Here is a 22,197-nt window from a genome sequence, read left to right as displayed (position 1 = left end):
CGCATGCCCACCTGGCTGACGCGCAACGTCCGGGTGCTGTCGGCGGTGTCCTTCTTGCAGGACGCCGCGAGCGAACTTCTCTATCCGCTGCTGCCGATCTATCTGACCGCCGTGCTGGGCGCGCCGCCCGCGGTGGTCGGCGCGGTCGAGGGCGCCGCCGAGGGCGCGGCGGCGATGACCAAGCTGGCCGCGGGCCCGCTGGGCGACCGGTTCTCCAAGCGACCCTTGATCGCCACGGGCTACGGCATGGCGGCCCTGGGCAAGGTCATGGTCGCAGCCGCCGGGGCGTGGTCGGGCGTGCTCGCGGGCCGCGTGGTCGACCGGCTCGGCAAGGGCATCCGCGGTGCGCCTCGCGATGCCCTGCTGGTCGCCGACGTCGATGAGGTCGCCCGCGGCCGGGTCTTCGGATTCCACCGTGCCATGGACACTTTGGGTGCGGTCGTCGGCCCGTTGCTGGGTTTGGCCGGCTATGAACTGCTCGACCATCAGATCGCGCCGCTGTTGTGGATTGCGGTGGTGCCCGCGGTGCTCAGCGTCGCGTTGGTGTTCCTGGTTGCCGAGCAGCGCCGTACCCGGCCGGTCACAGAGCGTCAGCCGGTGTTCGCCCGGGTGCGCGACCTGCCCGGGCGGTACTGGCGGGTGACGGCCGTGCTGGTGGCATTCGGCTTGGTGAATTTCCCCGATGCACTGTTGTTGTTGCGGCTCAACGAGATCGGGTTCTCGGTCGTCGAGGTGATCCTGGCCTACGTCACCTACAACGCGGTGTACGCGATCTCCAGCTTCCCGGCCGGGTTGCTGGCCGATCGGATCGGCCGGCTGCCGGTGTTCGGTATCGGCCTGGTGTTCTTCGCGATCGGCTACGCGGGGCTGGGGCTGACCACCGATCCGCTGCTCTCCTGGCTGCTGATCGGGTCCTACGGCCTGTTCACGGGTTGCACCGATGGGGTCAGCAAGGCCTGGCTGTCGTCACTGGTCGGTTCCGACCTGCAAGGCAGTGCGCAGGGAGTCTTCCAGGGGCTCAGTGGATTCGCCGTGCTGGGCGCCGGGATATGGGCCGGGCTGCTCTGGACTGCTGTTCCAGGTCAGCCCGGCCAACTTCCGCTGTTGATCTCCGGGATCGGTGGGGCGGTCTTCGCGGCCGGGTTGCTCGGCCGCTCGCTGGTTACCCGGCGGCGCTGACCTCGGGCGCGTCGGCGGAGTCCAACTCGAAGGGCGGTTCACCGATCCCGGAGACCGAGTATGTGCCTTGTGAGGTGCGTTCGTTGATGCGGGCGTCGACGGTGCGGGTGCCGATGCTCAGCCGCACCGGCCCGGCCGCGATGGTGCTCGGCGCGTCGAGAATGGTTCCGCGCCAGTGGTACTTGCCGTCGATCGGATCCAGGTGACCGGCCAGCCGCACGTGGACCCGGCGGTCGCCGTCACCGGTGTCGAGAACGGCGAAGCCGTCGTACACCTCTTCGGTGATGCCGGCATCGGTACCCGGGGTGGAATCGGCCGCCGCGGTGAGGCGCAATGGGGTCTTGGCCGGCAGGAAACCGGAGCGGCGCCACATGCGGCGCGCGATCCGGCCCATCAGGCCGACCTCTTCGAGGAAGGCGGCCAACGGGGCGAATCCGGAGATCTGTACCTCGCGGCGGTGGGCGCTGGCCCGGGCGATCCGGCGCGCGGCGCGGGCATCCAGGCCGACGCGCGCGTACTGGATCTTGTTGGAGAACAGGTAGCGGAAGAAGAACCCGCCGACACCGTTGAGGTTGGCCACCCACACCCGCTTGTACCAGCGCATCGACGGAGTGCGCTGGCGCAGGCCGTCACGGGCGAACTGGATGTGGCGGGCCTCCTCGGTGACGTGAATGCGCATGAGGCGCTGCACCATCGGCTGCAACTCGGGATCGTCCATCATCTGCCGCTGCAGCGAATCGAAGATCTCCTCGCCGACCAACGCGGCCACCCACAGCACCGAGCCGCGGAAGAAGAACGGCAACGAGTTGATGATCATGCGCTGGTACAGCCGCGGCCGCACCGGCTTGGCGCCGATCTTGTCGATGGCCTTCCCGAACATCACCATGTGGCGGGTCTCGTCGCCGAGTTCGGTGAGTTCGTAGTGCGTGGAATTCGCGGTGGGGTCCTGGTGCATCATCTTGCGCAGCAGCGCCTGGTTGAGGATGTTCTCGAACCAGATGCCCGCCGAGAGGGTGTTGGCCAGCTCCTGGCGCGACAGCTCGATCTGCTCCTCGCGGGACATGCTGTCCCACAACGGGGTTCCGTACAGCGACACGATCTTCGGCGGAAGGAAGAACTTGTCCGGATCCAGCGGCGCGTGCCAGTCGATGTCGACCACTGGTGCGTAGGACTTGCGAACCGAACCCTTGAGCAGGCGTTCGGAAAACGCGTCCCGCCGCCCCGCGTTGGTCGAGCCTCCGCCGGGTCTGACCGAAGTTGTCACCGTTGACGTTCCCTTCGTTTGTGGTCCCCCTCACTCCGACGTTAAGTACTGACATTGCGCGATGTCAATACCCCGGGTACCGGATACTTGGGGTACCTGGTTTCGGTTCGGTTAACCTTCGACGGTGCGTCGCATCCATGTCATCGGGATCGGGGCCGGTGATCCGGACTTCGTCACGGCCCAGGCTGTTTCCGCGCTGAACGACACGCAGGTGTTCTTCGCGATGGACAAGGGTCCTCGTCGCGGCGCGGCAGACGATCTGGTCGCGGTGCGCAAGCTGATCTGCGATCGCTTCATCACCGAGCCCCGCTACCGCTTCGTCGAATTGGTCGACCCGCCGCGCGCCGCGGCCGGCGACGCACCCGGCTACCGCCAGGTGGTCGCGGACTGGCACGCCGAACGGGCCCGGATCTGGGCGGCGGCCATCGAGACCGAACTCGGCCCTGACGGCGTCGGGGCCTTTCTGGCCTGGGGAGATCCGTCGCTGTACGACAGCACCCTGCGGATCCTGGACAAAGTGGGCGAGCACGTCGACTTCGAGTACGACGTCATCCCCGGCATCACAGCGATCCAGGTCCTGACGGCACGGCATCGCATCCCGCTCAACGACGTCGGCGAACCGGTGCTGATCACCACCGGGCGCCAGTTGCGCGAGCACGGGCTGACCGGAAGCGCCGTGGTGATGCTCGACGCCGACTGCTCATTCCAGCAGTGCCCGCCGCAGACCCGGATCTGGTGGGGCGCCTACCTGGGCACGCCCGACGAGCTGCTCTACGCGGGCACAGTCGGTGAGATCGGCGACGAAATCGTTGCCGCGCGGGCCGAAGCGAGAACGCGCCACGGCTGGATCATGGACACATACCTGCTGCGCTCGGCAGACTAGACCGCCATGGGCTCATTTGTGCTGCGCGCGGCGATAACCGGATTCGCGCTCTGGGTGGTCACTCTCATCGTGCCGGGGATCTACTTCATCGGTGGTGACACGACCATCGCCAGGGTCGGCATCATCTTCGTCGTCGCGGTGATCTTCGGTCTGGTCAACGCGTTCATCAAGCCGATCGTTCAGATCCTGTCGATCCCGCTGTACATCCTCACGCTCGGCCTGATCCACATCGTGATCAACGCGCTGATGCTGTGGATCACGTCGTGGATCACCGACCACACCACCCACTGGGGCCTGCACATCGACCAGTTCTGGTGGACCGCCATCTGGGCGGCCATCGTGCTGTCGCTGGTGAGCTGGCTACTGTCGTTCGTCAAGGCCCTCGCGTAGCGCGGACGCCTGTTCGGCCAGCGCGGCCGCGGTGTCCGCGGCCGCCTCGGCGCCGGCGTCGGTATCACCGTCACGCTCGGCGCCCCAGCATGCCGCCAGCGTGCGGTACGCGAGTTGTTCGGTGGCCACCACCGTCGGCCACATACGTTCGGCCCCAACGCGTTGCGTGGCCGATCCGCCGACGCTCCCGTCGTAGGCCGGCAGCAATTCCATGGCCCGCAACTGCAGATCGCGACGATTGGTGCGGGCGGCCGGGGAGGTGGCGTCGTCCGCGGCCAGGTGGGGCAGGGTGTTGGTGATCGCATCGAGCGTTGCGGCGATCGCGGTGCGCAGGCCGGTCGGGTGGCGCAGACGCTGGGTCGCCCAGTAGACGGCCAGGGCCACCGCGCAGCCGATCAGGGTGTCGCTGCCGCGGGTGAGCAGCAGTTCACCGAGGTTGTCGACGGGTTGGCCGCCGGAGGCGATGGTGAGTGCGGCGGGCGTGATGAATACGACGGCCAGCGTGTAGTTGCGCACCACGTACATCTCGATGACGAATTGCAGCGCCCCGATCACCAGGGCCAGCCACACGCCCTGCGGGTGCAGCGCCAGGATCGCACCGGCCACGCCGAGCCCGAGCCAGGTGCCCAGCGTCCGTTCGACGCCGCGGGCCACCGTGCGCTGCCAGTCGAATCCCTGATGCAGCATCAGCACCGCGGCGGCCATCGCCCAGTACGCGTGGGTCATCGTCAGGGCCTGCGAGATCAGCACGGCGATCACGCCCGAGATCGCGACCGCGATGGCGACTCGCACCGTCAGTTGCAGTGACACCGAGCCCGGCGTCAGCGCCCGGCGCAGCAGTTGCACGATGCTGGGCCTGCCGAGTGGAACTCCTTCGGCGCCATGCTCATCGGTGATCGCGTCGGCGGGAATGGTGGCCAGGTGACGGGCCAGTGCCGCGCCGTCATAGGTCAGCGGCTCACCGGCTTCGGCGGCCCGCATGGCTTCGGCGAACAGCACGTGCAGTCGGCGGTTGACGACCCGCAGCCGGTACAGCGTCTGGTCCGGTTTGGGTTGTACCGGTTGATAGGTGACCAGGTTGACCCACGCGGTGTGCAACAGCAGCGCCGCACGGTGTCGGGTGTCCGCCGAGGGGGCCTCGATGTAGGCCGCGACGGCGGCGGCAGCCGCGGCCACCGCCGCCTTCTCCGGACCGCGGGGCCGGAACAGCGCGCCGGACATGTGCACCAGCCAGGCGAACGCGCCACCGGCGAGGACCAGCACGGCGTGATGGACCGGGCTGAGGTGCAGTGTCGCCGGCGTTCCGGTGCCGGCCGCGCAGGCCAGTACCACCATGTAGGCGCCGGGCGGCCCGACGCTCAGGGCATGGCAGACCAGGGTGGCCACCGCGGCGATCATCGTCACGGTCAGCACGCCCAGCCACGGCGCCGACGACGCCCAGTCGCCGAGGGCCACCGCGACGGCGAAGCACACTGCGACCACGCCGAGGTACGCGCCGCGATTCAGGTACGGGCGGCCGCTGCCGTACAGCGAGGTGAATCCGCCGATGGTGGCGATCAATCCGGCCGTGGTGTCGCCGGCCAGCCAACCCACCAGAACGGGTACGGCCATGCAGATTCCGGCGCGCAGCGCGAACGGCCACCGGCGCGGCACGCTGTTGATCACGAAGATGTTCCGCAACGGGTTGGTCGCCGTGGGAGCAGGCCGGTCGGACATGTCTACAGCATGCTCGGCGTTTCGCTGACACACTGGAGCCATGCCTGAACTGCCCGAAGTCGAGGCGCTGGCCGATCATCTGCGCCGGAATGCGACCGGCCGGGTGGTCACCCGGATCGACGTGGCCGCGTTGTCGGTGCTCAAGACGTTCGATCCGCCGACGACGGCATTGCACGGCCAGACCGTGACCGGCGCGAACCGCTGGGGCAAGTACCTCGGGTTGGAAGTCGGCCAGTGGCACCTGATCACGCATCTGTCGAGGGCGGGTTGGTTGCGTTGGTCGGACAAGTTGGCGACGACGCCGCTTAAGCCGGGCAAGGGGCCGATCGCGCTGCGCGTGCATCTCGGGGACGGAGCCGCCCCGGCGGCGACATCCAGTCCTGCGGTCGGTTTCGACCTGACCGAGGCCGGAACCCAGAAGCGGTTGGCGGTGTGGGTGGTCGCCGATCCTCTCGACGTCCCGCAGATCGCGGCCCTGGGACCCGATGCGCTGTCGCTGGATTCGGCCGGGCTGGCGGGTGTGCTGGCCGGGCAGGGCGGTCGGATCAAGACGGTGATCACCGATCAGAAGGTGATCGCCGGGATCGGCAATGCCTACAGCGACGAGATCCTGCACGTGGCCAAACTCTCGCCGTTCGCCACCGCGGGGAAGCTGACCGATGCGCAGCTCGGTGCGCTGCACGACGCCATGGTCTCGGTGCTCACCGATGCGGTGTCGCGCTCGGTGGGGCAGCAGGCCGCGACGCTCAAGGGGGAGAAGCGGTCAGGTCTTCGCGTGCACGCCCGCACCGGACTGCCGTGCCCGGTGTGCGGGGACACCGTGCGGGAGGTGTCTTTCGCCGACAAGTCGTTCCAGTACTGCCCGACGTGCCAGACCGGCGGCAAGGTGCTCGCCGACCGGCGGATGTCCCGGTTGCTCAAGTAGCGGTCCGCATTTTTGACAGTTGTCTAACTCGGTTATCCTGCAGCGATGACCCGTCAGAAGATCCTCATCACCGGTGCCAGCTCCGGACTGGGCGCGGGCATGGCCCGGCAGTTCGCGGCGAAGGGCCGTGACCTGGCGCTGTGTGCCCGCCGCACCGAGCGGCTCGATGAGCTCAAGGCCGAGCTGGCCGACCGGCACCCCTACGTCAAGGTCGCGGTCGCTGCGCTGGACGTCAACGACCACGAGGCCGTGCCGCGGGTATTCGGCGAGCTGTCCGAGGAACTCGGCGGCATCGATCGCGTGATCGTCAACGCCGGCATCGGCAAGGGCTGGCCGCTCGGCGAGGGCAAGCCGTGGGCCAACAAGGCGACCATCGAAACCAACCTGATCGCCGGTCTGGTGCAGATCGAGACGGCGCTGGAGATGTTCAAGAAGTCCGGCAGCGGTCACCTGGTGCTGATCTCGTCGGTGCTGGGCAACACCGGTGTGCCCGGCGGTAAGGCCGCCTACTGCGCCTCCAAGGCCGGGATGACCTCGCTGGGCGAGTCGTTGCGCGCCGAGTACGACAAGGGCCCCATCCGGGTGACCGTGATCGAGCCGGGCTACATCGAGTCGGAGATGACGGCCAAGTCGGCGACCACCATGCTGATGGTCGACAACGAGACCGGTGTCCGCGCGATGGTCGAGGCCATCGAGAAGGAGAAGGGCCGGGCCGTGGTGCCGCGCTGGCCGTGGGCCCCGCTGACTCAGGTGATGCGGCTGCTACCGCCGAAGTACACCAAGCGCTTCGCCTGAGCTGTTCGCCCGGCGTCAGGGCACGTGCACGCAGCCGACGCCGGGAACACAGCCGCCGCCACCGCCGGGGCCGCCACCGCCGCTCGGGCCACCGGGAATCGAGCCGCTGCCACCGCCGGGACCGCCGCTACCGGTCGGGCCACCGGGAATCGAGCCGCCGCCACCGCCGGGGCCGCCACCGCCGGTCGGACCACCCGGAATCGAGCCGCCACCACCTTCTGGGCCGCCGCCGCCGGTCGGGCCGCCGGGCATCGAGCCTTCGCCGCCAGGGGCCGGAGCCGGACTGGTGGTGACCTCCGTGGTCGTCACTGTCGTGGTCACGACAGACGATGTCTCCGACGGCGACGTCGACGGGGCGGTGTCATCACTGGAACCACACCCTGCGAGCAGGGGCGCCGCGGTGAGCGCCATGCCCATCCCGACTGTGATCGACCATTTCCGGATGGATGGCCAGGTACCGCTGTTGCAGGTGGTCAAGGTCAGCCGGTTTGTTGACATCGTTGGAACTCCAGTTCGGTCGGGCCACGTTTTTGGTGGAGCAGAACCACGGGGTTCCCGCTGACGACGGGTTTGAATCATCCGCATGATCCGGGCCACTGTCCGTCGAGATGAGGTTTGAGCCCGAAACGAACGTGGGTAGCCCTGACGCATGTCCACAAAGTTGATTACCTCGATGTTGTTCGCAGGCGCTGCGGCAGGTGCCGTGGCCTTCGCCCCGGTTGCTTTCGCTGAGCCCGGACCGCCGCCGCCGGCCCCGCCGGCCCCGGGGTGCTACAACCCGGACGGCACCCCGTGCACTCCGTCGGCAGGCCCGCAGGGTGCGGGCGCGGAGGTTCCCGGTGGTCCCGGGGCGCAGGCCGGGTCTGACGGCCACGTGTCTGCGGGTGTCCCGGGCGGTCCTTGGGCCGAGGCCGGCCCCGGTGGCGGCGTCGCCTGTGTTCCGGGCGGGCCGTGCCGAACCATTGATCTGCCCGGCTGAGCCCGGTAGCGAACGGTCCTAGGCTGAGCGCCCGCGCTCGACGCGGTAACGCCGCACCAGCGCATCGGTCGACGAATCCGACTGCTTGCCCGGTGATTCCGATTCGGTGATCACCGGCAGCAGTGCCTTTGCCTGGGTCTTGCCCAGTTCAACGCCCCACTGATCGAAGGAGTCGATCCCCCACACCACTCCTTCGGTGAACACCTGGTGTTCGTAGAGGGCGATGAGCTGGCCCACGACCGACGGCGTCAACCTGGTTGCCAGGATTGACGTCGTCGGTCGGTTTCCGGGCATGACCTTGTGTGGCACCACTGCGGCCGGAGTGCCTTCCGCCGCAATGGCTTCAGCGGTCTTTCCGAACGCCAGCACCTGGGTCTGGGCGAAGAAGTTGCTCATCAGCAGGTCGTGCATGCTGCCGGTGCCGTCGGCGGTGGGCAGATCGTCGGTGGGCTGGGAGAAGCCGATGAAGTCGGCAGGCACCAGCCGGGTGCCCTGGTGCAGCAGCTGATAGAACGCGTGCTGGCCGTTGGTCCCCGGTTCGCCCCAGAAGATCTCGCCGGTGTCGGTTGTGACGGCGGTGCCGTCCGCTTGCACCGACTTGCCGTTGGACTCCATCGTCAGCTGCTGCAGGTAGGCCGCGAACCGGGACAGGTCGTTCGAGTAGGGCAGCACCGCACGCGACTGCGCGCCAAAGAAATTCGAGTACCAGAGACCGATCAGGCCGAGCAGTGCCGGAGCGTTCTCGGCGAGCGGCGCGGTGCGGAAGTGCTCGTCGACAAGGTGGAAACCGGACAGGAATTCGGCGAACCGCTCGCGGCCGATCACGGCCATCACCGACAGCCCGATCGCCGAGTCCACCGAGTACCGGCCACCCACCCAATCCCAGAACCCGAACATGTTGTCGGTGTCGATGCCGAACTCCTGCACCAGCTTGGCGTTGGTGGACACCGCCACGAAATGCTTGGCCACCGCATCCTCGCCGAGCGCGTCCACCAGCCAGCGACGCGCCGCCGTCGCGTTGGTCAGCGTCTCAAGAGTGGAGAACGTCTTGGACGCGACGATGAAAAGTGTTGTGGCCGGGTCCAGATCGGCCAGCGTCGCCACCAGGTCGGCCGGGTCGACGTTGGATACGAAGCGGGCGCTGATGCCGGCGTCGGCGTAGTGGCGCAACGCGTCGTACACCATCACCGGACCCAGGTCCGAACCGCCGATACCGATGTTGACGACGGTCTTGATCCGCTCGCCGGTGGCGCCGGCCCACTCGCCGCTGCGCAGCCGGTCGGTGAACCCGCCCATGCGATCGAGCACCTCGTGGACGTCGGCCACCACGTTCTGGCCGTCGACGGTCAGCGTCGCGTCGGCAGGCAACCGCAGCGCCGTGTGCAGCACCGCGCGGTCCTCGGAGGTGTTGATGTGCTCACCGGCGAACATCGCGTCGCGGCGCGCCTCCAACCCGGCGGCGCGGGCCAGATCCGCCAGCAGCTCCAGGGTGCGGCGGGTGACCCGGTGCTTGCTGTAGTCGATGTAGAGGTCACCGACGGTCAGTACCAGCTCGGTGCCGCGATTCGGGTCCTCCGCGAAGAGCTCCGTCAGATGGACGTCGCCGATCTCGTCGTAGTGCTTCGACAATGCCTGCCATGCGGGGGATGCGGTGATGTCAGCACTCATTCTGTCGACCTTAATGCGGGGTTGGGAGCGAAGGTGTACATGATGGATGTATGGCCATTGAAGACTTGATTTCATCCGTGCCCACGGGTCTTTGGATCGGTGGTGAGGAACGCCAGGCCGCATCGACGTTCAACGTGCTCGACCCCAGCGACGATCAGGTGTTGGCCACGGTGGCCGACGCGACCGCCGCCGATGCCGTCGCCGCACTGGACGCCGCGTGTGCGGTCCAGGCCGAATGGGCTGCGACGGCACCGCGCAAGAGAGGCGAGATCCTCCGGTCGGTGTTCGAGAAGATCACCGAGCGTGCCGACGACATCGCGGCTCTGATGACCCTGGAGATGGGCAAGGTGCTCGCCGAGAGCAAGGGCGAGGTCGCCTACGGCGCCGAGTTCTTCCGCTGGTTCTCCGAGGAGGCGGTGCGCATCGCCGGCCGCTACACCCCGGCTCCGGCCGGCACCGGCCGCATCCTCGTCACCAAGCAGGCCGTCGGCCCGTGCTACGCCATCACGCCGTGGAACTTCCCGCTGGCGATGGGGACCCGCAAGATGGGGCCGGCGTTCGCCGCTGGCTGCACCATGATCGTCAAGCCCGCGCAGGAAACCCCGCTGACCATGCTGCTGCTGGCCAAGCTGATGGATGAGGCCGGCCTGCCCAAGGGTGTGCTCTCGGTGCTGCCGACCAGCAACCCGGGTGCGGTCAGCACCGCGCTCATCGACGACGGCCGGCTTCGGAAACTCACCTTCACCGGCTCGACCGGCGTGGGCAAGGCGCTGGTCAAGCAGTCCGCCGACAAGCTGCTGCGCACGTCGATGGAGCTCGGCGGCAACGCCCCGTTCATCGTGTTCGACGACGCCGATGTCGACGCCGCGGTCGACGGCGCGATCCTGGCCAAGATGCGCAACGGCGGTGAAGCCTGCACCGCGGCCAACCGTTTCCACGTGGCCAACTCGGTGCGCGAGGAGTTCACCGAGAAGCTCGTCAAGAGGATGAGCGAGTTCACCCTCGGCAAGGGCATCGACCCGTCGTCCACGTTGGGCCCACTGATCAACTCCAAGCAGGTCTCCACCGTCACCGAACTCGTCTCCGATGCGGTCTCCCGCGGTGCGACCGTCGCGGTCGGCGGCGTCGCGCCGGGCGGGCCGGGCAACTTCTACCCGGCCACGGTGCTGGCCGACGTGCCCGCCGATGCCCGCATCCTCAAGGAGGAGATCTTCGGTCCGGTCGCCCCGATCACCGGGTTCGACACCGAGGAAGAGGGTGTGGCCGCCGCCAACAGCACCGAATACGGCTTGGCTGCTTACGTTTACACACAGTCGCTGGACCGCGCGTTGCGAGTGGCCGAGGGCATCGAATCCGGCATGGTCGGCGTCAATCGCGGAGTCATCTCGGATGCGGCCGCGCCGTTCGGCGGCATCAAGGAATCCGGCTTCGGCCGTGAGGGCGGCACCGAGGGCATCGAGGAGTACCTCGACACGAAATATATTGCGCTAACCCGTTAGCGCTCCGTCGCGCCTTCCCGGCTCGGCGCCCGATCGCCCCTAAGCTCTGGGGTTCGGACGCCAAGACGGGAGGGCATGACGTGACTGCGGCGCCAGTCCGTGCTGCCAGCCGGCGTCGGCGTGCCTCCATCCGGCGTGACATCCCCGCACTCGACGGCATCCGCGCCATCGCCGTGGCCCTGGTACTGGCCGGCCACGGCGGAGTGCCCGGTGTGGCCGGGGGTTTCATCGGCGTCGACGTCTTCTTCGTGCTCAGCGGATTCCTGATCACCTCACTGCTGCTCGACGAGTACCGCCGCACCGAGCGCATCGATCTCAAGGGCTTCTGGATCCGCCGCGCCAAACGCCTGTTGCCCGCCATGGTGCTGATGACTCTGGCCGTGGTGATCGCCCGGCCCTTGTTCTCCTCGGATGCGGTCACCACGCTTCGCGAAGATGCGGTCGCGGCGTTCTTCTGGATGGCGAACTGGATGTTCGTCGCCACCGACACCGACTACTTCAGTCAGGGCAGTGCTCCGTCACCGTTGCAGCACACCTGGTCGCTGGCGGTCGAGGAGCAGTACTACGTCATCTGGCCGCTGCTGGTGCTGGCCGCCGCGCTGCTGGTGCGCCGCCGCTCGACCGGCGCTGTGCGCGCGGTGGTATTCGGGCTCGCGGTGCTCGGAGTGGTCGGTTCGGCCGTGGCGTCGATCTGGCTGTCCGGCGATGCCGCCGACCTCAACCGCGTGTACTTCGGCACCGACACCCGGGCCCAGGCCCTGTTGGTGGGTGCGGCGGCCGCGGCGCTGTTGGTGCGCGACTGGTCGTCGCTGACGATGTCGGGCACGTTGATCCGGGCCCGGTGGCGACGCTGGATCGCCTGGATCCTGCCGGTGATCGGAGTCGCGGTGCTGGCGGCGGCCGCACACCTGGCGACCGGCAGCGCCGACGAGTTCCACCACGGCCTGCTGATCGTGGTGGCACTTGGCGCGGTTCTGGTCGTCGCCCCGGTCGCGCTGGATCAGGACGGCTACGTCGCCCGGGTGCTGGCCTGGTACCCGCTCGTCACCCTCGGCGTCATCTCCTACGGCGTCTACCTCTGGCACTGGCCGATCTTCCAGATCCTCAACGGCGAGCGCACCGGCTTGGAGGGCTGGTCACTGCTGGCATTGCGGTGCGCGGTGACGATCGCGGTGTCGTGGGTGTCGTGGTGGGCGATCGAGCAGCCGGTCCGGCATTGGCGTCCGCAGCACGTCCCGATGTTGCGACTGTCCGCGGCCACCGTGGCCACCGCCGCGGTGGTGACGATGACGGTGGTCCCGGTCGGCGTCCCGACCCGTCCCGCGGGCCCCGACGTGATGGCCGCCGCGGTATCCGAACAGGACGTCGGCGCGGAGCGGGCCGTCGCGGTGGGGCCGCCGCCGGCGCTGCCTCCCGGTACCCGCACGGTCGCGGTGTTCGGTGATTCGGTGGCCTGGACATTGATGCGTTATCTGCCTCCCACCCCGGGATTCCACTTCAGCGACTACACGACGATCGGTTGCGGCGTCGCCCGCGGTGGCCCGTACCGATCGGCGGGGGACACCCTGAATCAGAAGCCCGAGTGCGACTCCTGGCCGGAGCGCTGGGCGCAGCGCATCGCGCATGACCGGCCGGACACCGTGCTGCTGATGATCGGACGCTGGGAAGTCGTCGACCGCACCTGGCAGGGCCGGTGGACCCACATCGGCAACGACGCCTACGACACCTATCTCAAGAGCGAGTTGCAGCGTGCGCTGGACATTCTCAGCTCGACCGGGGCGCGCGTGGTGGTGACCACGGCGCCGTACAACCGGCGCGGTGAGCGGTCGGACGGGACGTTGTATCCGGAGGATCAGCCGGGACGGGTGCAGGCCTGGAACACCATGCTGCGAACGGTGACCGGGCAGCGGCCGAATGTGTCGGTGCTGGATTTCAACGCCAAGCTCAATCCGGACGGCAAGTACACCGCGAAGATCAACGGGGTGAAGATGCGCAGCGACGGCGTACACCCGACGTCCGAGGCGGTGCAGTGGCTGGCGCCGTGGCTGCTGGATTCGCTCTCTTCTCCGCCTTCTCCGCGGAACGGCATTCCCGGTCGCTGAGTCGGCCGCTTGGCAACCCTGACTGCAGTCTCAATGGAGTCTGCAGTCACTTGTCGGCGCGGTCGCGCAGGATCTCGCCATGGGCACGATCTTCTTGGGTAGTGAAGCGCTGGCACGCGGCGAACTCACTCGCGGGCGGCTGCGGTCGGCCTACCGGCCGATATTCCCCGACGTCTATCAATCGCGGTTGGCAACCCCATCGCTGTACGGCAACACGATGGGCGCCTGGCTGTGGTCGAAGCGGCGTGCTGTCGTCACCGGACGCGCGGCGGCGGCGTTGCACGGCGCGAAATGGGTCGACGAGAACGCCCCGATTGAACTGATCTGGCAGAACCATCGACCGCCGTCGGGCATCCTCACCCACAACGACCGCTTCACAACCGACGACGTCGTCGAGATCAACGGCATGGCGGTTGCGACGATCCAGCGGACTGCATTGGACCTCGGCCGGTTCCTGCCCCGTCGAGCTGCCGTCGCGCATCTCGACGCACTCGCGAGAGCGACCGGTCTGGTAGCCGACGAGGTCGCACCGCTCGTCGATGAGTTCCGCGGTGCGCACGGCGTGCGGCGGTGTCGCGAGGCACTGGACCTGATGGATGCCGGCGGGCAGTCCCCGAAGGAAACGTGGCTCCGGCTGCTGCTGATCGATGCGGGCTTTCGCCGACCCGAGACTCAGATACCGGTGCTCGACGACACCGGTCGTCCTTTTGCCTACCTTGACATGGGTTGGGAGAACATGATGATCGCGGTTGAGTACGACGGGGACTATCACCGAACCGACCGCGTCAAGTATGCGTGGGACGTGGTCAGACTCAGAAGAATCCAACGCCGAGGCTGGCTGCACATCCGCGTCATCAAGGAAGATCGTCCGCGCGGCATCCTCGATCGGGTGCGGGCAGCCTGGGCGCGCCGCGAAGCGGAAGCCAGGGTCGCTTAGCGGCCGGTTTGACGACCGGGAATGCAGTTCCGTGGAGAAACGGAGAAACTCAGTGGCCCAGGCGGCCGCGACCCAGCTGCAGCAGCAGGATGGCCAGGTCCTTGCCTTCGGGGCCGAGCACGCTGTATCGCTCGATGACCTGCATTTCGCGACTGTGCACCAGGCGGGTACCGCCGGAGGCCATCCTGGCCTTGCCGATCAGCTTGGATACCTCGGCGCGGCGCTGGACTGCGGCGAGGATGGTGGCGTCGAGTTCGTCGATCTCCCGACGCAGGTCATCGATCTCAGGCACAGCCTGATAGTCCCAGTCGGCCCGTGCCAGCGCAAAACTGTCCCCGCTCAGCGGTAAGTTTGAACGCAAGATGACCACTTCCCCCGTCGCCTCCCCAGCTGCCGCAGATGTTGATGAACTCCTGGACGGTCTGAACCCCCAGCAGCGCCAAGCGGTGCTGCACGAGGGGTCGCCGCTGTTGATCGTCGCGGGCGCCGGGTCGGGTAAGACGGCCGTGCTGACCAGGCGGATCGCCTACCTGCTGGCCGCTCGTGACGTCGGGGTCGGGCAGATCCTGGCCATCACGTTCACCAACAAGGCCGCCGCCGAGATGCGCGAGCGCGTGGTTCAGCTGGTGGGCCCCAGAGCGCGCAACATGTGGGTGTCCACGTTCCACTCCACGTGCGTGCGGATCCTGCGCAACCAGGCCTCGCTGCTGCCTGGGCTGAACTCCAACTTCTCGATCTACGACTCCGACGATTCCCGGCGTCTGCTGATGATGATCGGCAAGGACATGGGGCTGGACACCAAGCGGTACTCGCCGCGACTGCTGGCCAACGGCATCTCCAACCTCAAGAACGAGCTGATCGGTCCGGAGCAGGCGGCGGCCGAGGCGTCGGAGGCCGCCGAGGAGATGGCCGGCATCATCGCCCAGGTCTACGGCGAGTACCAGCGCAGGCTGCGCGCGGCCAATGCGCTGGACTTCGACGATCTGATCGGTGAGACGGTCGGGATCCTGCAGGCCTTCCCGCAGATCGCCCAGTACTACCGCCGCCGGCTCCGCCACATCCTGGTCGACGAGTACCAGGACACCAACCACGCCCAGTACGTACTGGTGCGCGAATTGGTGGGCCATCACCTCGACGAGAACGACGGTGTGGCGGCATCGGAACTGTGCGTGGTGGGTGACGCCGATCAGTCCATCTACGCCTTCCGCGGTGCGACGATCCGCAACATCGAGGATTTCGAGCGCGACTACCCGGACGCGACGACGATCCTGCTGGAGCAGAACTACCGCTCCACCCAGACCATCCTGAACGCGGCCAACTCGGTGATCGCCCGCAACACCGGCCGCCGCGAGAAGCGGCTGTGGACCGAGGAAGGCGAGGGCGAGCTGATCGTCGGCTACGTGGCCGACAACGAGCACGACGAGGCCCGCTTCGTGGCCGAGGAGATCGACGCGCTCGCCGACAGCGAGGGCATCAAATACTCGGACGTCGCGGTGTTCTACCGCACCAACAACTCCTCACGCGCGCTGGAGGAGGTGTTCATCCGCGCCGGCATCCCGTACAAGGTCGTCGGTGGCGTGCGGTTCTACGAGCGCCGCGAGATCCGCGACATCGTCGCCTACCTGCGGGTGCTGGACAATCCGGGTGACTCGGTGAGCATGCGCCGCATCCTCAACACCCCGCGCCGCGGCATCGGCGACCGGGCCGAGGCCTGTGTGGCGGTGTACGCGGAGAACACCGGAGCCAGCTTCAACGATGCGCTGCAGGCCGCCGCCGAGGGGCGGGTGCCGATGCTCAACACCCGTTCGGAGAAGGCCATCGCGAGCTTCGTTCAGCTGCTCGACTCGCTGCGCGGCAAGCTCGATGACGAGCTGGGGGATCTGGTCGAGGCTGTCTTGGAGCGCACGGGCTACCGCCGTGAACTGGAGGCCTCCAGCGACCCGCAGGATCTGGCCCGGTTGGACAACCTCAACGAATTGGTGAGCGTCGCACACGAATTCAGCACCGACCTGGCCAACGCCCGGGCCCTGGCCGAACAGGGCGAGGGTGAGCCGGTCGACGAGGACATCCCCGACACCGGGGTGCTGGCCCAGTTCCTCGAGCGGGTGTCGCTGGTGGCCGACGCCGACGAGATCCCCGAAGGCGGTGCGGGCGTGGTGACGATGATGACGCTGCACACCGCCAAGGGGCTGGAGTTCCCGGCGGTGTTCGTCACCGGCTGGGAGGACGGCATGTTCCCGCACATGCGGGCGCTGGGCGATCCGAACGAGCTGTCCGAGGAACGCCGATTGGCCTACGTCGGCATCACCCGCGCGCGTAAGCGGCTCTATCTCTCGCGGGCCAAGGTGCGTTCGTCGTGGGGGCAGCCCATGCTCAACCCGGAATCGCGGTTCCTGCGCGAGATTCCGGAGGACCTGATCAACTGGCGGCGCATCGAGCAGCCGTCGTCGTCGCTGAGCGCCCCGGTCGGTAACGCCGGCCGCTATGGCACCCCACGCCCGTCGCCCTCCCGGCCCGCGCCCGCCCGCAATCGCCCGGTGATCACGCTGGAACCCGGCGACCGGGTCTCTCACGACAAGTACGGTCTGGGTCGCGTCGAGGAGGTCTCGGGTGTGGGCGAATCGGCGATGTCACTGATCGACTTCGGCAGTGCCGGCCGGGTCAAGCTGATGCACAACCACGCCCCGGTGCAGAAGCTCTGACGCTCGCACCAGCGTTTCGTGTGGCTCTCAGGCCCTGACGGCGCGGCCCAGCCGAAACGCGTGGCTGCTCTCGGGCGCCAGGCCGAGCAGCAGGGCGGCTGCGGCGGCGGTGAAAACAGATGCGCTGAAAGGTGTCTCGAAGCCTGCGAAGAAGAACATCGAGACGCCGAAGACCGTCAGCGTCGCCGCGCTGGCAAAGGACACCCAGCGCAGGGCGACTCCCAACAAGAGCGCCACGCCGAGGAGGATCTCGACGGCCGTCGCTCCCCACGCGGCGACCTGGAGCAACGCGCCGGAGAGATAGGGCGCCAGAACGTGGACGTAGGCGGTGAAGGCTTCGAAGTTCCCCCAACCGACGTTCGGTGTGCCTGGAGGTCCCCACAGACCGAACCGGTCGGCGACGGCGGACAGAAACCCGGCGGCCAGCGCCACCCGGGCGAAAATCGTTGCTCCGTAGAGCAATCGCCGGTTCTCGGTCGAGGTCGTGTCGGCAGCAGCAGCGTCAGGCATGGTTTTGATGGTTCCATGGCCCGTCCGCCAGTACCGCGGGGGATCCCAGGCGTGGCTCGGCCAGTGGCGGGATCGAGGTCAGCACCGGGTTCTGGTCCAGGCGCGAGCCAGGGGAGCGGCCCCGTCCCCAACCGACCATCTCCCGGTAACCGCCGAGCAGCCCCGCATCGGTGACCGCGGATTCGGAAGCATGCGGGCTTTCGGCGCCCACGGGCGTGGAGACCGGCGAGACATAGAGGGCGTCGGTGGGGCAGTAGGCCTCGCACATGAAGCAGGTCTGGCAGTCGGACTGGCGCGCGATGACGGGCACCCCGTCAGCGCCCCGGTCGAAGACGTCGGTGGGGCACACCTTGATGCAGAGGTCGCACGCGATGCAGGCGGTCGCGCTGACGATCTCGATCACGCCACTGCCTCCGAGGTGATGAGCTGCGGGGCAACGGGATCAGGCGCCGTCCACACCCGGTCGAGGCCACCGGCCAGGATACGGTGCTCGTAGCGGTGATCCGATTCGGGCAGATCCTCACGACGGTGCAGGCCGCGGGTTTCGGGCCGGGCCAGGGACGCGGCGGTGATCCAGCGGGCCGCGGCCACCATGGCCACTGCCTGACGCTGCTTGTAGACGTCGCGGGCCGGCACCGGGGCCAGTCCGTCGGCGATATCGCGCCACACCGTCTCCAGAGCTGCTGCGGACTCTCGTAGCCGCTCTTCGGATTTCAGGTAGCTGCGCTGCGGCGGCAGGACATGCGACTGCGCGGCAGCCACCACCTCCTCGACGGTGGGTGCGCCTGCGCGGGACCGTGCGGAAATCGCGACCGGCTCACCCGCGGGTACCCGCCGGGCGCGGCTGAACTCGGCGGCGCCGCGGCCGGCGAAGGTGCCCGACGCGATCGCCCACGACCCGTTGCGGCTGCCTCCACCGGACAGCGAGCCGGTGATGAGCTCGCGGGTCGCGGCATCACCTGCCGCATACAGGCCGGGAACCGTTGTCGCGCAATCGGGTCGGACGAGCCGGAGGCCGCCGGTGCCGCGCACCGATCCCTCGTACACCATCCGGATCGGGTAGGCGGTGGTGAACGGGTCGATGCCGGCCTTGTCCAGCGGCAGGAAGTAGTTCGGCTGGGCGTCGCGCATGGTCTGGCGGATGTTTTCGGGTGCCCGGTCCAGCCGGGCGAACACCCGCTCGCCGCGGGTCAGGGCCCGCTGCGCATCCTGGCGTCCGCTCAGCCCGCGCTGGGTGGTGAACGGGCGGCCGTGCTCATCATAGAAGCTGCCCCACTGCAGCATTCGGCCTTTGGTGTGCACGCCCCATTCGGGGGCCAGCGCGTAGGCGGTGCAGAACTCCATTCCGGACAGGTGCGCTCCGTGTTCGGCGGCCATCAAGAGACCTTCGCCGGTGTCGACGTTGGTGCCGAAGGTCCCGGACAGGAAGGCGGTTCCGCCGGTGGCCAACACGACGGCACCCGCGGTGATCCGCCATGGCCGGCCGCCGTCCTGGCGCGCGATGCCGGTGGCGCCGGTGACGACGCCGTCGGGGTCGGCGGTCAGCTCCAGTGCCGGATGGTGATCGAGGATGCGAACGCCGCTGCGATGGGCCTTGCGGCGCATGCGGCGCATGTACTCGGGGCCCTGCAGGCTGCTGCGCATCTCGCGGCCGTCAGCGCCCACCGGGAACGGGTAGCCCCACTGGGAGAGGTGTTCGAGCCGGTCCCACGAGGTGGCCAGTACCCGGAACATCCACTCGGAGTCGGTGATCCGGCCGGCGGCCAGTTCGCGCTCACGCACCGAATCCTCGCGCCGCGGCCCGGGCCCGATCGCCCACAGGTTGTTGCCGCCGGCGGCGGTCGCCCCACTGGTGCCGCAGTATCCCTTGTCCACCAGGATGACCCGGGCCCCGGATTCGGTGGCCGAGATGGCGGCCCAGGTCGCCGCGGGGCCGCCGCCGATCACCAGGACATCGGTGCTCAGGGCATCGGGGTCAGCGGGAACGGTCATGGCCTACTTCCTCTCGGACGCCGAGTTCGGCCAGCAGCGCACGGCGCAGGTCGTCGAACCCGTCGTCGCTGCGGGTGCGGGGGAAGGGCAACTCGACGCGACGGTCCAGCGAGACCCGTCCGCCCGACAGCACCACCACCCGGTCGGCCAGCAGGATCGCCTCGTCGACGTCGTGGGTGACGTGCAGAACGGCCATGTGCCTGCGTGACCACAATTCGTGCAGCAGCCCGTACATCTTCAGCCGGGTCAGCGCGTCGAGCGCGCCGAAAGGCTCGTCGAGCAGCAACAGGTCGGGTTCGCGGACCAGGGCGCGGGCAAGTGAAACGCGTTGCGCCTCACCGCCGGACAACGACAACGGCCACGCTTTGGTCTTCTCCGCCAGTCCCACCTCGTCGAGTGCGGATCGCCCGCGTGCGGTTCGGCTGGGGGCGTCGGGTCCGGCGTCGGGCAGTGCGAAGGTCACGTTGGCCAGGGCGCGCCGCCACGGCAGCAGTCGCGGGTTCTGGAACACCACCGCCCGGGACCGGGGAACCCGCACCGATCCGGTGACCTGACCGTCGAGACCGGCCAGCACGCGCAGCAGGGTGCTCTTGCCCGAACCGGACCGCCCTAGCATCGCGACGAATTCGCCGTCCTCGATCTGCAGTTCGAGATCTGTGAGCACCTGCTGGTCACCGAAGGCGCGGGTCAGGCCGTGCACGTCGACCACAGTGCTCATGCCGGCGCTCCGAGTCCCTCGAACCCGTTGCGCCAGGACAGCAGAAGCCGTTCCAGGACCCGCACCAGCGTGTAGGACAGCAGGCCTGCCACTGCATAGATGACGATCACCAGCAGCGAGACGTCGAACTGCAGGTTGGTCTGGGCCCGCGACATCAGGTAGCCGATGCCCTGGGTGGTGTTGATCATCTCCGCGAAGATCAGGCTCAGCCACGCGCTGGACAGCCCGAGGCGCAGGCCGACAAGGAAATTCGGCATCGCCCCGGGCAGGATCACCTGGGTGATCAGGGTGTGGCGGGGCGCCTCAAGCGTTTGCGCCATCTCGACGAGTTGCCGGTCCACGCCGCGAATACCCGAATAGGTGTTGATGTAGATCGCTATCGCCACACCGGTGGTGATCAGCACGATCTTGGGGCCCTCGCCGATACCCATCCAGATGATCAGCAGCGGCGTCAGCGCGAAATTCGGTACCGCCTTGAGGATCTGCATGGTCCAGTCGAGCAGGTCCTCGCCGGTCCGGGTGAGTCCGGCCAGGACCGCGAGCAGGACGCCGATGAGGATGCCCAGCACCGTGCCGGTCAGGACCCGGACAGCCGACGCGCCGACGTGGGTGGCGAGCTGGCCGTCACCGAGCAGCCGCCACGCGGTGGCCGCCACCTCGGTCGGGGGCGGGAACAGATCGGTGTTGAGCAGCCCCGTCGTCGATCCGATGGTCCACGCCGCCAGGATCAGTGCCGGGCTCACCAGCCGGCGTACCGGCCGGGGGATGCGCGCCCACAGGCCTTTTCGCCGGCTGTGGCCACCGACGACCTCGACGAGTTCCGGGAGCGTGGCCGCTGTCCGGACCGCCGTGGTGCTGGTGACGGCTGCGGTCACGACTTGGCTCCGGCCCACTCGCGGACCGAGTATTCGTTGTCGAACGATCCGTCGGCGTTGAGGAACTTGTATGCGGCCTCGAGTTGGTCGACCCCTGCCTGCGGGAACGGTTCGGTATTGAACTCATCAGCTTGAGTCGACGCTTTGACGAACTTCAGGTCGGTGTCATCGGTTTTCGCGACCCAGGCCAGGTAGTCGTCGAAGTTCTCGGTGATGTCGCGGTTGACGGCGGTGACCGCCTGCTGCCAGGCGCCGACGAACTCCGGATGGGCGTCGGTGAACGAAGTGAGGGCGATGTTGGTGCCGGTGCTGCCGAATCCGTGACGCGACAGGCTGTCGATGATCGGGAAGCCCTTGGATTCCAGCTCGGCCGCGCTGGCGCCGGTCAGGATGGCCGCGTCGATCTTGCCGGAACTCAGCCCGGCGATGGATTCGGGCGTCGGCACGTCCCGTACCTGGATCTGGCCGTCGAGGCCCGCGGCATCGATGAGCTGGCGGGCGGCGCGGTCGCGGATGGTGCCCTGCGGTGCCGTGATGTCCTTGCCGGCCAAACCCTTGATGTCGGTGGGCCCGCCCTTGGCGCCCACCAGCCAGGCGTCGCCGTTGATCGAATCAAGGGACAGCAGAACTACTTTCGGGTCGCGGCTGCGGGCGCGCAGGGCAGGGTTGTCGCCGATGGCCGCGACGTCGATGGCGCCGGCGAACAGGGCCGAGGCGACGTCGCTGCCGGACTGGAAGAACGAGTACTCGATCTTGCCGACCCCGGCGGATTTCAGCTGTTCGGTGAGGATGCCCTGCTTGTCGCCCCAGCCCAGTGAACCCGCGGGAGTGCCGGTCACCGAGGTCGCGCCGACACGCAGCGTGTAGCCCTCGGAGTTGTCGTCGTTGCTGCTGCAGGAGATGGCCGTGGTGATGAGGGTGAGCGCAAAGGCGGTGCGCAACAGGCGGTTGAACATGGGAGCGGGCCTCCGAAGGGTCAATGCGTGAGCACACACGCGAATCCGCCCCAGTAGACGCCCGGCCCCGATTTCGGGTCGACGGTTTGGCTCAGGCTGACTGTTAA

General features: G+C 68.1%; 21 protein-coding genes. 10 read left to right on the top strand and 11 right to left on the bottom strand.

Annotated features, from left to right (window positions below):
- Positions 1–3: 3 nt before the first annotated feature.
- Positions 4–1,179, top strand: coding sequence for an MFS transporter (locus TX88_RS22945; protein ID WP_044520162.1), 1,176 nt, complete (start codon positions 4–6; stop codon positions 1,177–1,179).
- Here TX88_RS22945 and TX88_RS22940 read toward each other — a convergent pair.
- Positions 1,163–2,443, bottom strand: coding sequence for a diiron oxygenase (locus tag TX88_RS22940; RefSeq protein WP_044520161.1), 1,281 nt, complete (start codon positions 2,441–2,443; stop codon positions 1,163–1,165). The two genes, TX88_RS22945 and TX88_RS22940, sit on opposite strands and share 17 nt — an antisense overlap.
- Before the next feature lie 124 nt (positions 2,444–2,567).
- On the opposite strand from TX88_RS22940, the gene cobF reads away from it, so the two are divergent.
- Both cobF and TX88_RS22930 read left to right on the top strand, forming a co-directional pair.
- On the top strand, positions 2,568–3,326 hold the full coding sequence (gene cobF / locus TX88_RS22935; protein WP_044520160.1) for a precorrin-6A synthase (deacetylating): 759 nt from the start codon (positions 2,568–2,570) through the stop codon (positions 3,324–3,326).
- A gap of 6 nt (positions 3,327–3,332) precedes the next feature.
- Positions 3,333–3,716: a phage holin family protein gene (locus TX88_RS22930; RefSeq protein ID WP_044520159.1), complete on the top strand. Its 384-nt coding sequence runs from the start codon at positions 3,333–3,335 to the stop codon at positions 3,714–3,716.
- Here the strand turns inward: TX88_RS22930 and TX88_RS22925 are convergent.
- The gene (locus tag TX88_RS22925) at positions 3,687–5,432 is read right to left on the bottom strand and encodes an FUSC family protein (protein ID WP_084622078.1); all 1,746 of its coding nucleotides are present in this window, start codon (positions 5,430–5,432) and stop codon (positions 3,687–3,689) included. The genes TX88_RS22930 and TX88_RS22925 overlap by 30 nt on opposite strands.
- A gap of 40 nt (positions 5,433–5,472) precedes the next feature.
- Here TX88_RS22925 and TX88_RS22920 point away from each other — a divergent pair, with 40 nt between their 5' ends.
- Positions 5,473–6,357: an Fpg/Nei family DNA glycosylase gene (locus TX88_RS22920; protein WP_044520157.1), complete on the top strand. Its 885-nt coding sequence runs from the start codon at positions 5,473–5,475 to the stop codon at positions 6,355–6,357.
- A gap of 45 nt (positions 6,358–6,402) precedes the next feature.
- A complete protein-coding gene (locus tag TX88_RS22915; RefSeq protein WP_044520156.1) occupies positions 6,403–7,152 on the top strand; it encodes an SDR family oxidoreductase in 750 nt (249 codons plus the stop codon).
- A 15-nt stretch (positions 7,153–7,167) separates the two neighbouring features.
- Here TX88_RS22915 and TX88_RS34360 read toward each other — a convergent pair whose 3' ends face one another.
- Complete coding sequence (locus TX88_RS34360) at positions 7,168–7,581, bottom strand: hypothetical protein (protein WP_407939461.1); 414 nt, start codon at positions 7,579–7,581, stop codon at positions 7,168–7,170.
- Positions 7,582–7,801: 220 nt separating this feature from the next.
- Between TX88_RS34360 and TX88_RS33485 the strand changes: the two genes are divergently transcribed.
- Entirely contained in the window at positions 7,802–8,131 is a 330-nt protein-coding gene (locus TX88_RS33485; RefSeq protein ID WP_090427219.1) for a hypothetical protein, read from the top strand.
- A gap of 18 nt (positions 8,132–8,149) precedes the next feature.
- Here the strand turns inward: TX88_RS33485 and pgi are convergent, their stop codons facing one another.
- Positions 8,150–9,799 (bottom strand): glucose-6-phosphate isomerase, encoded by a 1,650-nt coding sequence (gene pgi / locus TX88_RS22905; protein ID WP_044520155.1) that lies wholly within the window; start codon positions 9,797–9,799, stop codon positions 8,150–8,152.
- Between the two features lie 50 nt (positions 9,800–9,849).
- On the opposite strand from pgi, the gene TX88_RS22900 reads away from it, so the two are divergent.
- The 3 genes from TX88_RS22900 to TX88_RS22890 all read left to right on the top strand — a co-directional run bounded on the left by TX88_RS22900 (position 9,850) and on the right by TX88_RS22890 (position 14,337).
- On the top strand, positions 9,850–11,298 hold the full coding sequence (locus TX88_RS22900; RefSeq protein WP_044520154.1) for an NAD-dependent succinate-semialdehyde dehydrogenase: 1,449 nt from the start codon (positions 9,850–9,852) through the stop codon (positions 11,296–11,298).
- Positions 11,299–11,378: 80 nt separating this feature from the next.
- Positions 11,379–13,400, top strand: a complete 2,022-nt coding sequence (locus TX88_RS22895; RefSeq protein ID WP_044520153.1) for an SGNH/GDSL hydrolase family protein — start codon at positions 11,379–11,381, stop codon at positions 13,398–13,400.
- A gap of 79 nt (positions 13,401–13,479) precedes the next feature.
- Positions 13,480–14,337: a putative endonuclease domain-containing protein gene (locus tag TX88_RS22890; protein WP_044520152.1), complete on the top strand. Its 858-nt coding sequence runs from the start codon at positions 13,480–13,482 to the stop codon at positions 14,335–14,337.
- A 49-nt stretch (positions 14,338–14,386) separates the two neighbouring features.
- Here TX88_RS22890 and TX88_RS22885 read toward each other — a convergent pair whose 3' ends face one another.
- The gene (locus TX88_RS22885; protein WP_407939459.1) at positions 14,387–14,680 is read right to left on the bottom strand and encodes a chorismate mutase; all 294 of its coding nucleotides are present in this window, start codon (positions 14,678–14,680) and stop codon (positions 14,387–14,389) included.
- Between the two features lie 19 nt (positions 14,681–14,699).
- Here TX88_RS22885 and pcrA point away from each other — a divergent pair, with 19 nt between their 5' ends.
- On the top strand, positions 14,700–17,039 hold the full coding sequence (gene pcrA, locus TX88_RS22880; RefSeq protein WP_044520151.1) for a DNA helicase PcrA: 2,340 nt from the start codon (positions 14,700–14,702) through the stop codon (positions 17,037–17,039).
- Between the two features lie 27 nt (positions 17,040–17,066).
- Here pcrA and TX88_RS22875 read toward each other — a convergent pair whose 3' ends face one another.
- Genes TX88_RS22875 through TX88_RS22850 form a run of 6 tightly spaced genes read right to left on the bottom strand, consistent with a single transcriptional unit; the run spans position 17,067 to position 22,090 of the window.
- Entirely contained in the window at positions 17,067–17,549 is a 483-nt protein-coding gene (locus tag TX88_RS22875; protein WP_044520150.1) for a hypothetical protein, read from the bottom strand.
- Positions 17,542–17,952: a 4Fe-4S dicluster domain-containing protein gene (locus TX88_RS22870; RefSeq protein ID WP_044520149.1), complete on the bottom strand. Its 411-nt coding sequence runs from the start codon at positions 17,950–17,952 to the stop codon at positions 17,542–17,544. Before TX88_RS22870 ends, TX88_RS22875 begins: the two co-directional genes overlap by 8 nt.
- Positions 17,949–19,541, bottom strand: coding sequence for an FAD-dependent oxidoreductase (locus tag TX88_RS22865; RefSeq protein WP_044520148.1), 1,593 nt, complete (start codon positions 19,539–19,541; stop codon positions 17,949–17,951). The genes TX88_RS22870 and TX88_RS22865 overlap by 4 nt, the downstream gene beginning before the upstream one ends.
- Positions 19,525–20,259: an ABC transporter ATP-binding protein gene (locus TX88_RS22860; protein ID WP_044520147.1), complete on the bottom strand. Its 735-nt coding sequence runs from the start codon at positions 20,257–20,259 to the stop codon at positions 19,525–19,527. Before TX88_RS22860 ends, TX88_RS22865 begins: the two co-directional genes overlap by 17 nt.
- On the bottom strand, positions 20,256–21,152 hold the full coding sequence (locus TX88_RS22855) for an ABC transporter permease (RefSeq protein WP_044520146.1): 897 nt from the start codon (positions 21,150–21,152) through the stop codon (positions 20,256–20,258). Before TX88_RS22855 ends, TX88_RS22860 begins: the two co-directional genes overlap by 4 nt.
- Positions 21,131–22,090 carry an ABC transporter substrate-binding protein gene (locus tag TX88_RS22850; protein WP_044520145.1) on the bottom strand — a complete coding sequence of 320 codons (960 nt, stop codon included), beginning with the start codon at positions 22,088–22,090 and terminating at the stop codon, positions 21,131–21,133. Before TX88_RS22850 ends, TX88_RS22855 begins: the two co-directional genes overlap by 22 nt.
- Between the last annotated feature and the right edge of the window lie 107 nt (positions 22,091–22,197).

The organism is Mycolicibacterium septicum DSM 44393 (genome assembly GCF_000455325.1).
GTDB lineage: Bacteria > Actinomycetota > Actinomycetes > Mycobacteriales > Mycobacteriaceae > Mycobacterium > Mycobacterium septicum.
This window is presented reverse-complemented; position numbering and strand designations above follow the sequence as displayed.

Coding starts and splice junctions, on each gene's coding strand:
- pgi (WP_044520155.1), bottom strand. CDS start 9,799: ATGAGTGCTGACATCACCGCATCCCCCGCATGGCAGGCATTGTCGAAG.
- TX88_RS22850 (WP_044520145.1), bottom strand. CDS start 22,090: ATGTTCAACCGCCTGTTGCGCACCGCCTTTGCGCTCACCCTCATCACC.
- TX88_RS22925 (WP_084622078.1), bottom strand. CDS start 5,432: ATGTCCGACCGGCCTGCTCCCACGGCGACCAACCCGTTGCGGAACATC.
- TX88_RS22930 (WP_044520159.1), top strand. CDS start 3,333: ATGGGCTCATTTGTGCTGCGCGCGGCGATAACCGGATTCGCGCTCTGG.
- TX88_RS22890 (WP_044520152.1), top strand. CDS start 13,480: ATGGGCACGATCTTCTTGGGTAGTGAAGCGCTGGCACGCGGCGAACTC.
- TX88_RS33485 (WP_090427219.1), top strand. CDS start 7,802: ATGTCCACAAAGTTGATTACCTCGATGTTGTTCGCAGGCGCTGCGGCA.
- TX88_RS22865 (WP_044520148.1), bottom strand. CDS start 19,541: ATGACCGTTCCCGCTGACCCCGATGCCCTGAGCACCGATGTCCTGGTG.
- TX88_RS22920 (WP_044520157.1), top strand. CDS start 5,473: ATGCCTGAACTGCCCGAAGTCGAGGCGCTGGCCGATCATCTGCGCCGG.
- TX88_RS22860 (WP_044520147.1), bottom strand. CDS start 20,259: ATGAGCACTGTGGTCGACGTGCACGGCCTGACCCGCGCCTTCGGTGAC.
- TX88_RS22900 (WP_044520154.1), top strand. CDS start 9,850: ATGGCCATTGAAGACTTGATTTCATCCGTGCCCACGGGTCTTTGGATC.
- TX88_RS22875 (WP_044520150.1), bottom strand. CDS start 17,549: ATGCCTGACGCTGCTGCTGCCGACACGACCTCGACCGAGAACCGGCGA.
- TX88_RS22915 (WP_044520156.1), top strand. CDS start 6,403: ATGACCCGTCAGAAGATCCTCATCACCGGTGCCAGCTCCGGACTGGGC.
- pcrA (WP_044520151.1), top strand. CDS start 14,700: ATGACCACTTCCCCCGTCGCCTCCCCAGCTGCCGCAGATGTTGATGAA.
- TX88_RS22945 (WP_044520162.1), top strand. CDS start 4: ATGCCCACCTGGCTGACGCGCAACGTCCGGGTGCTGTCGGCGGTGTCC.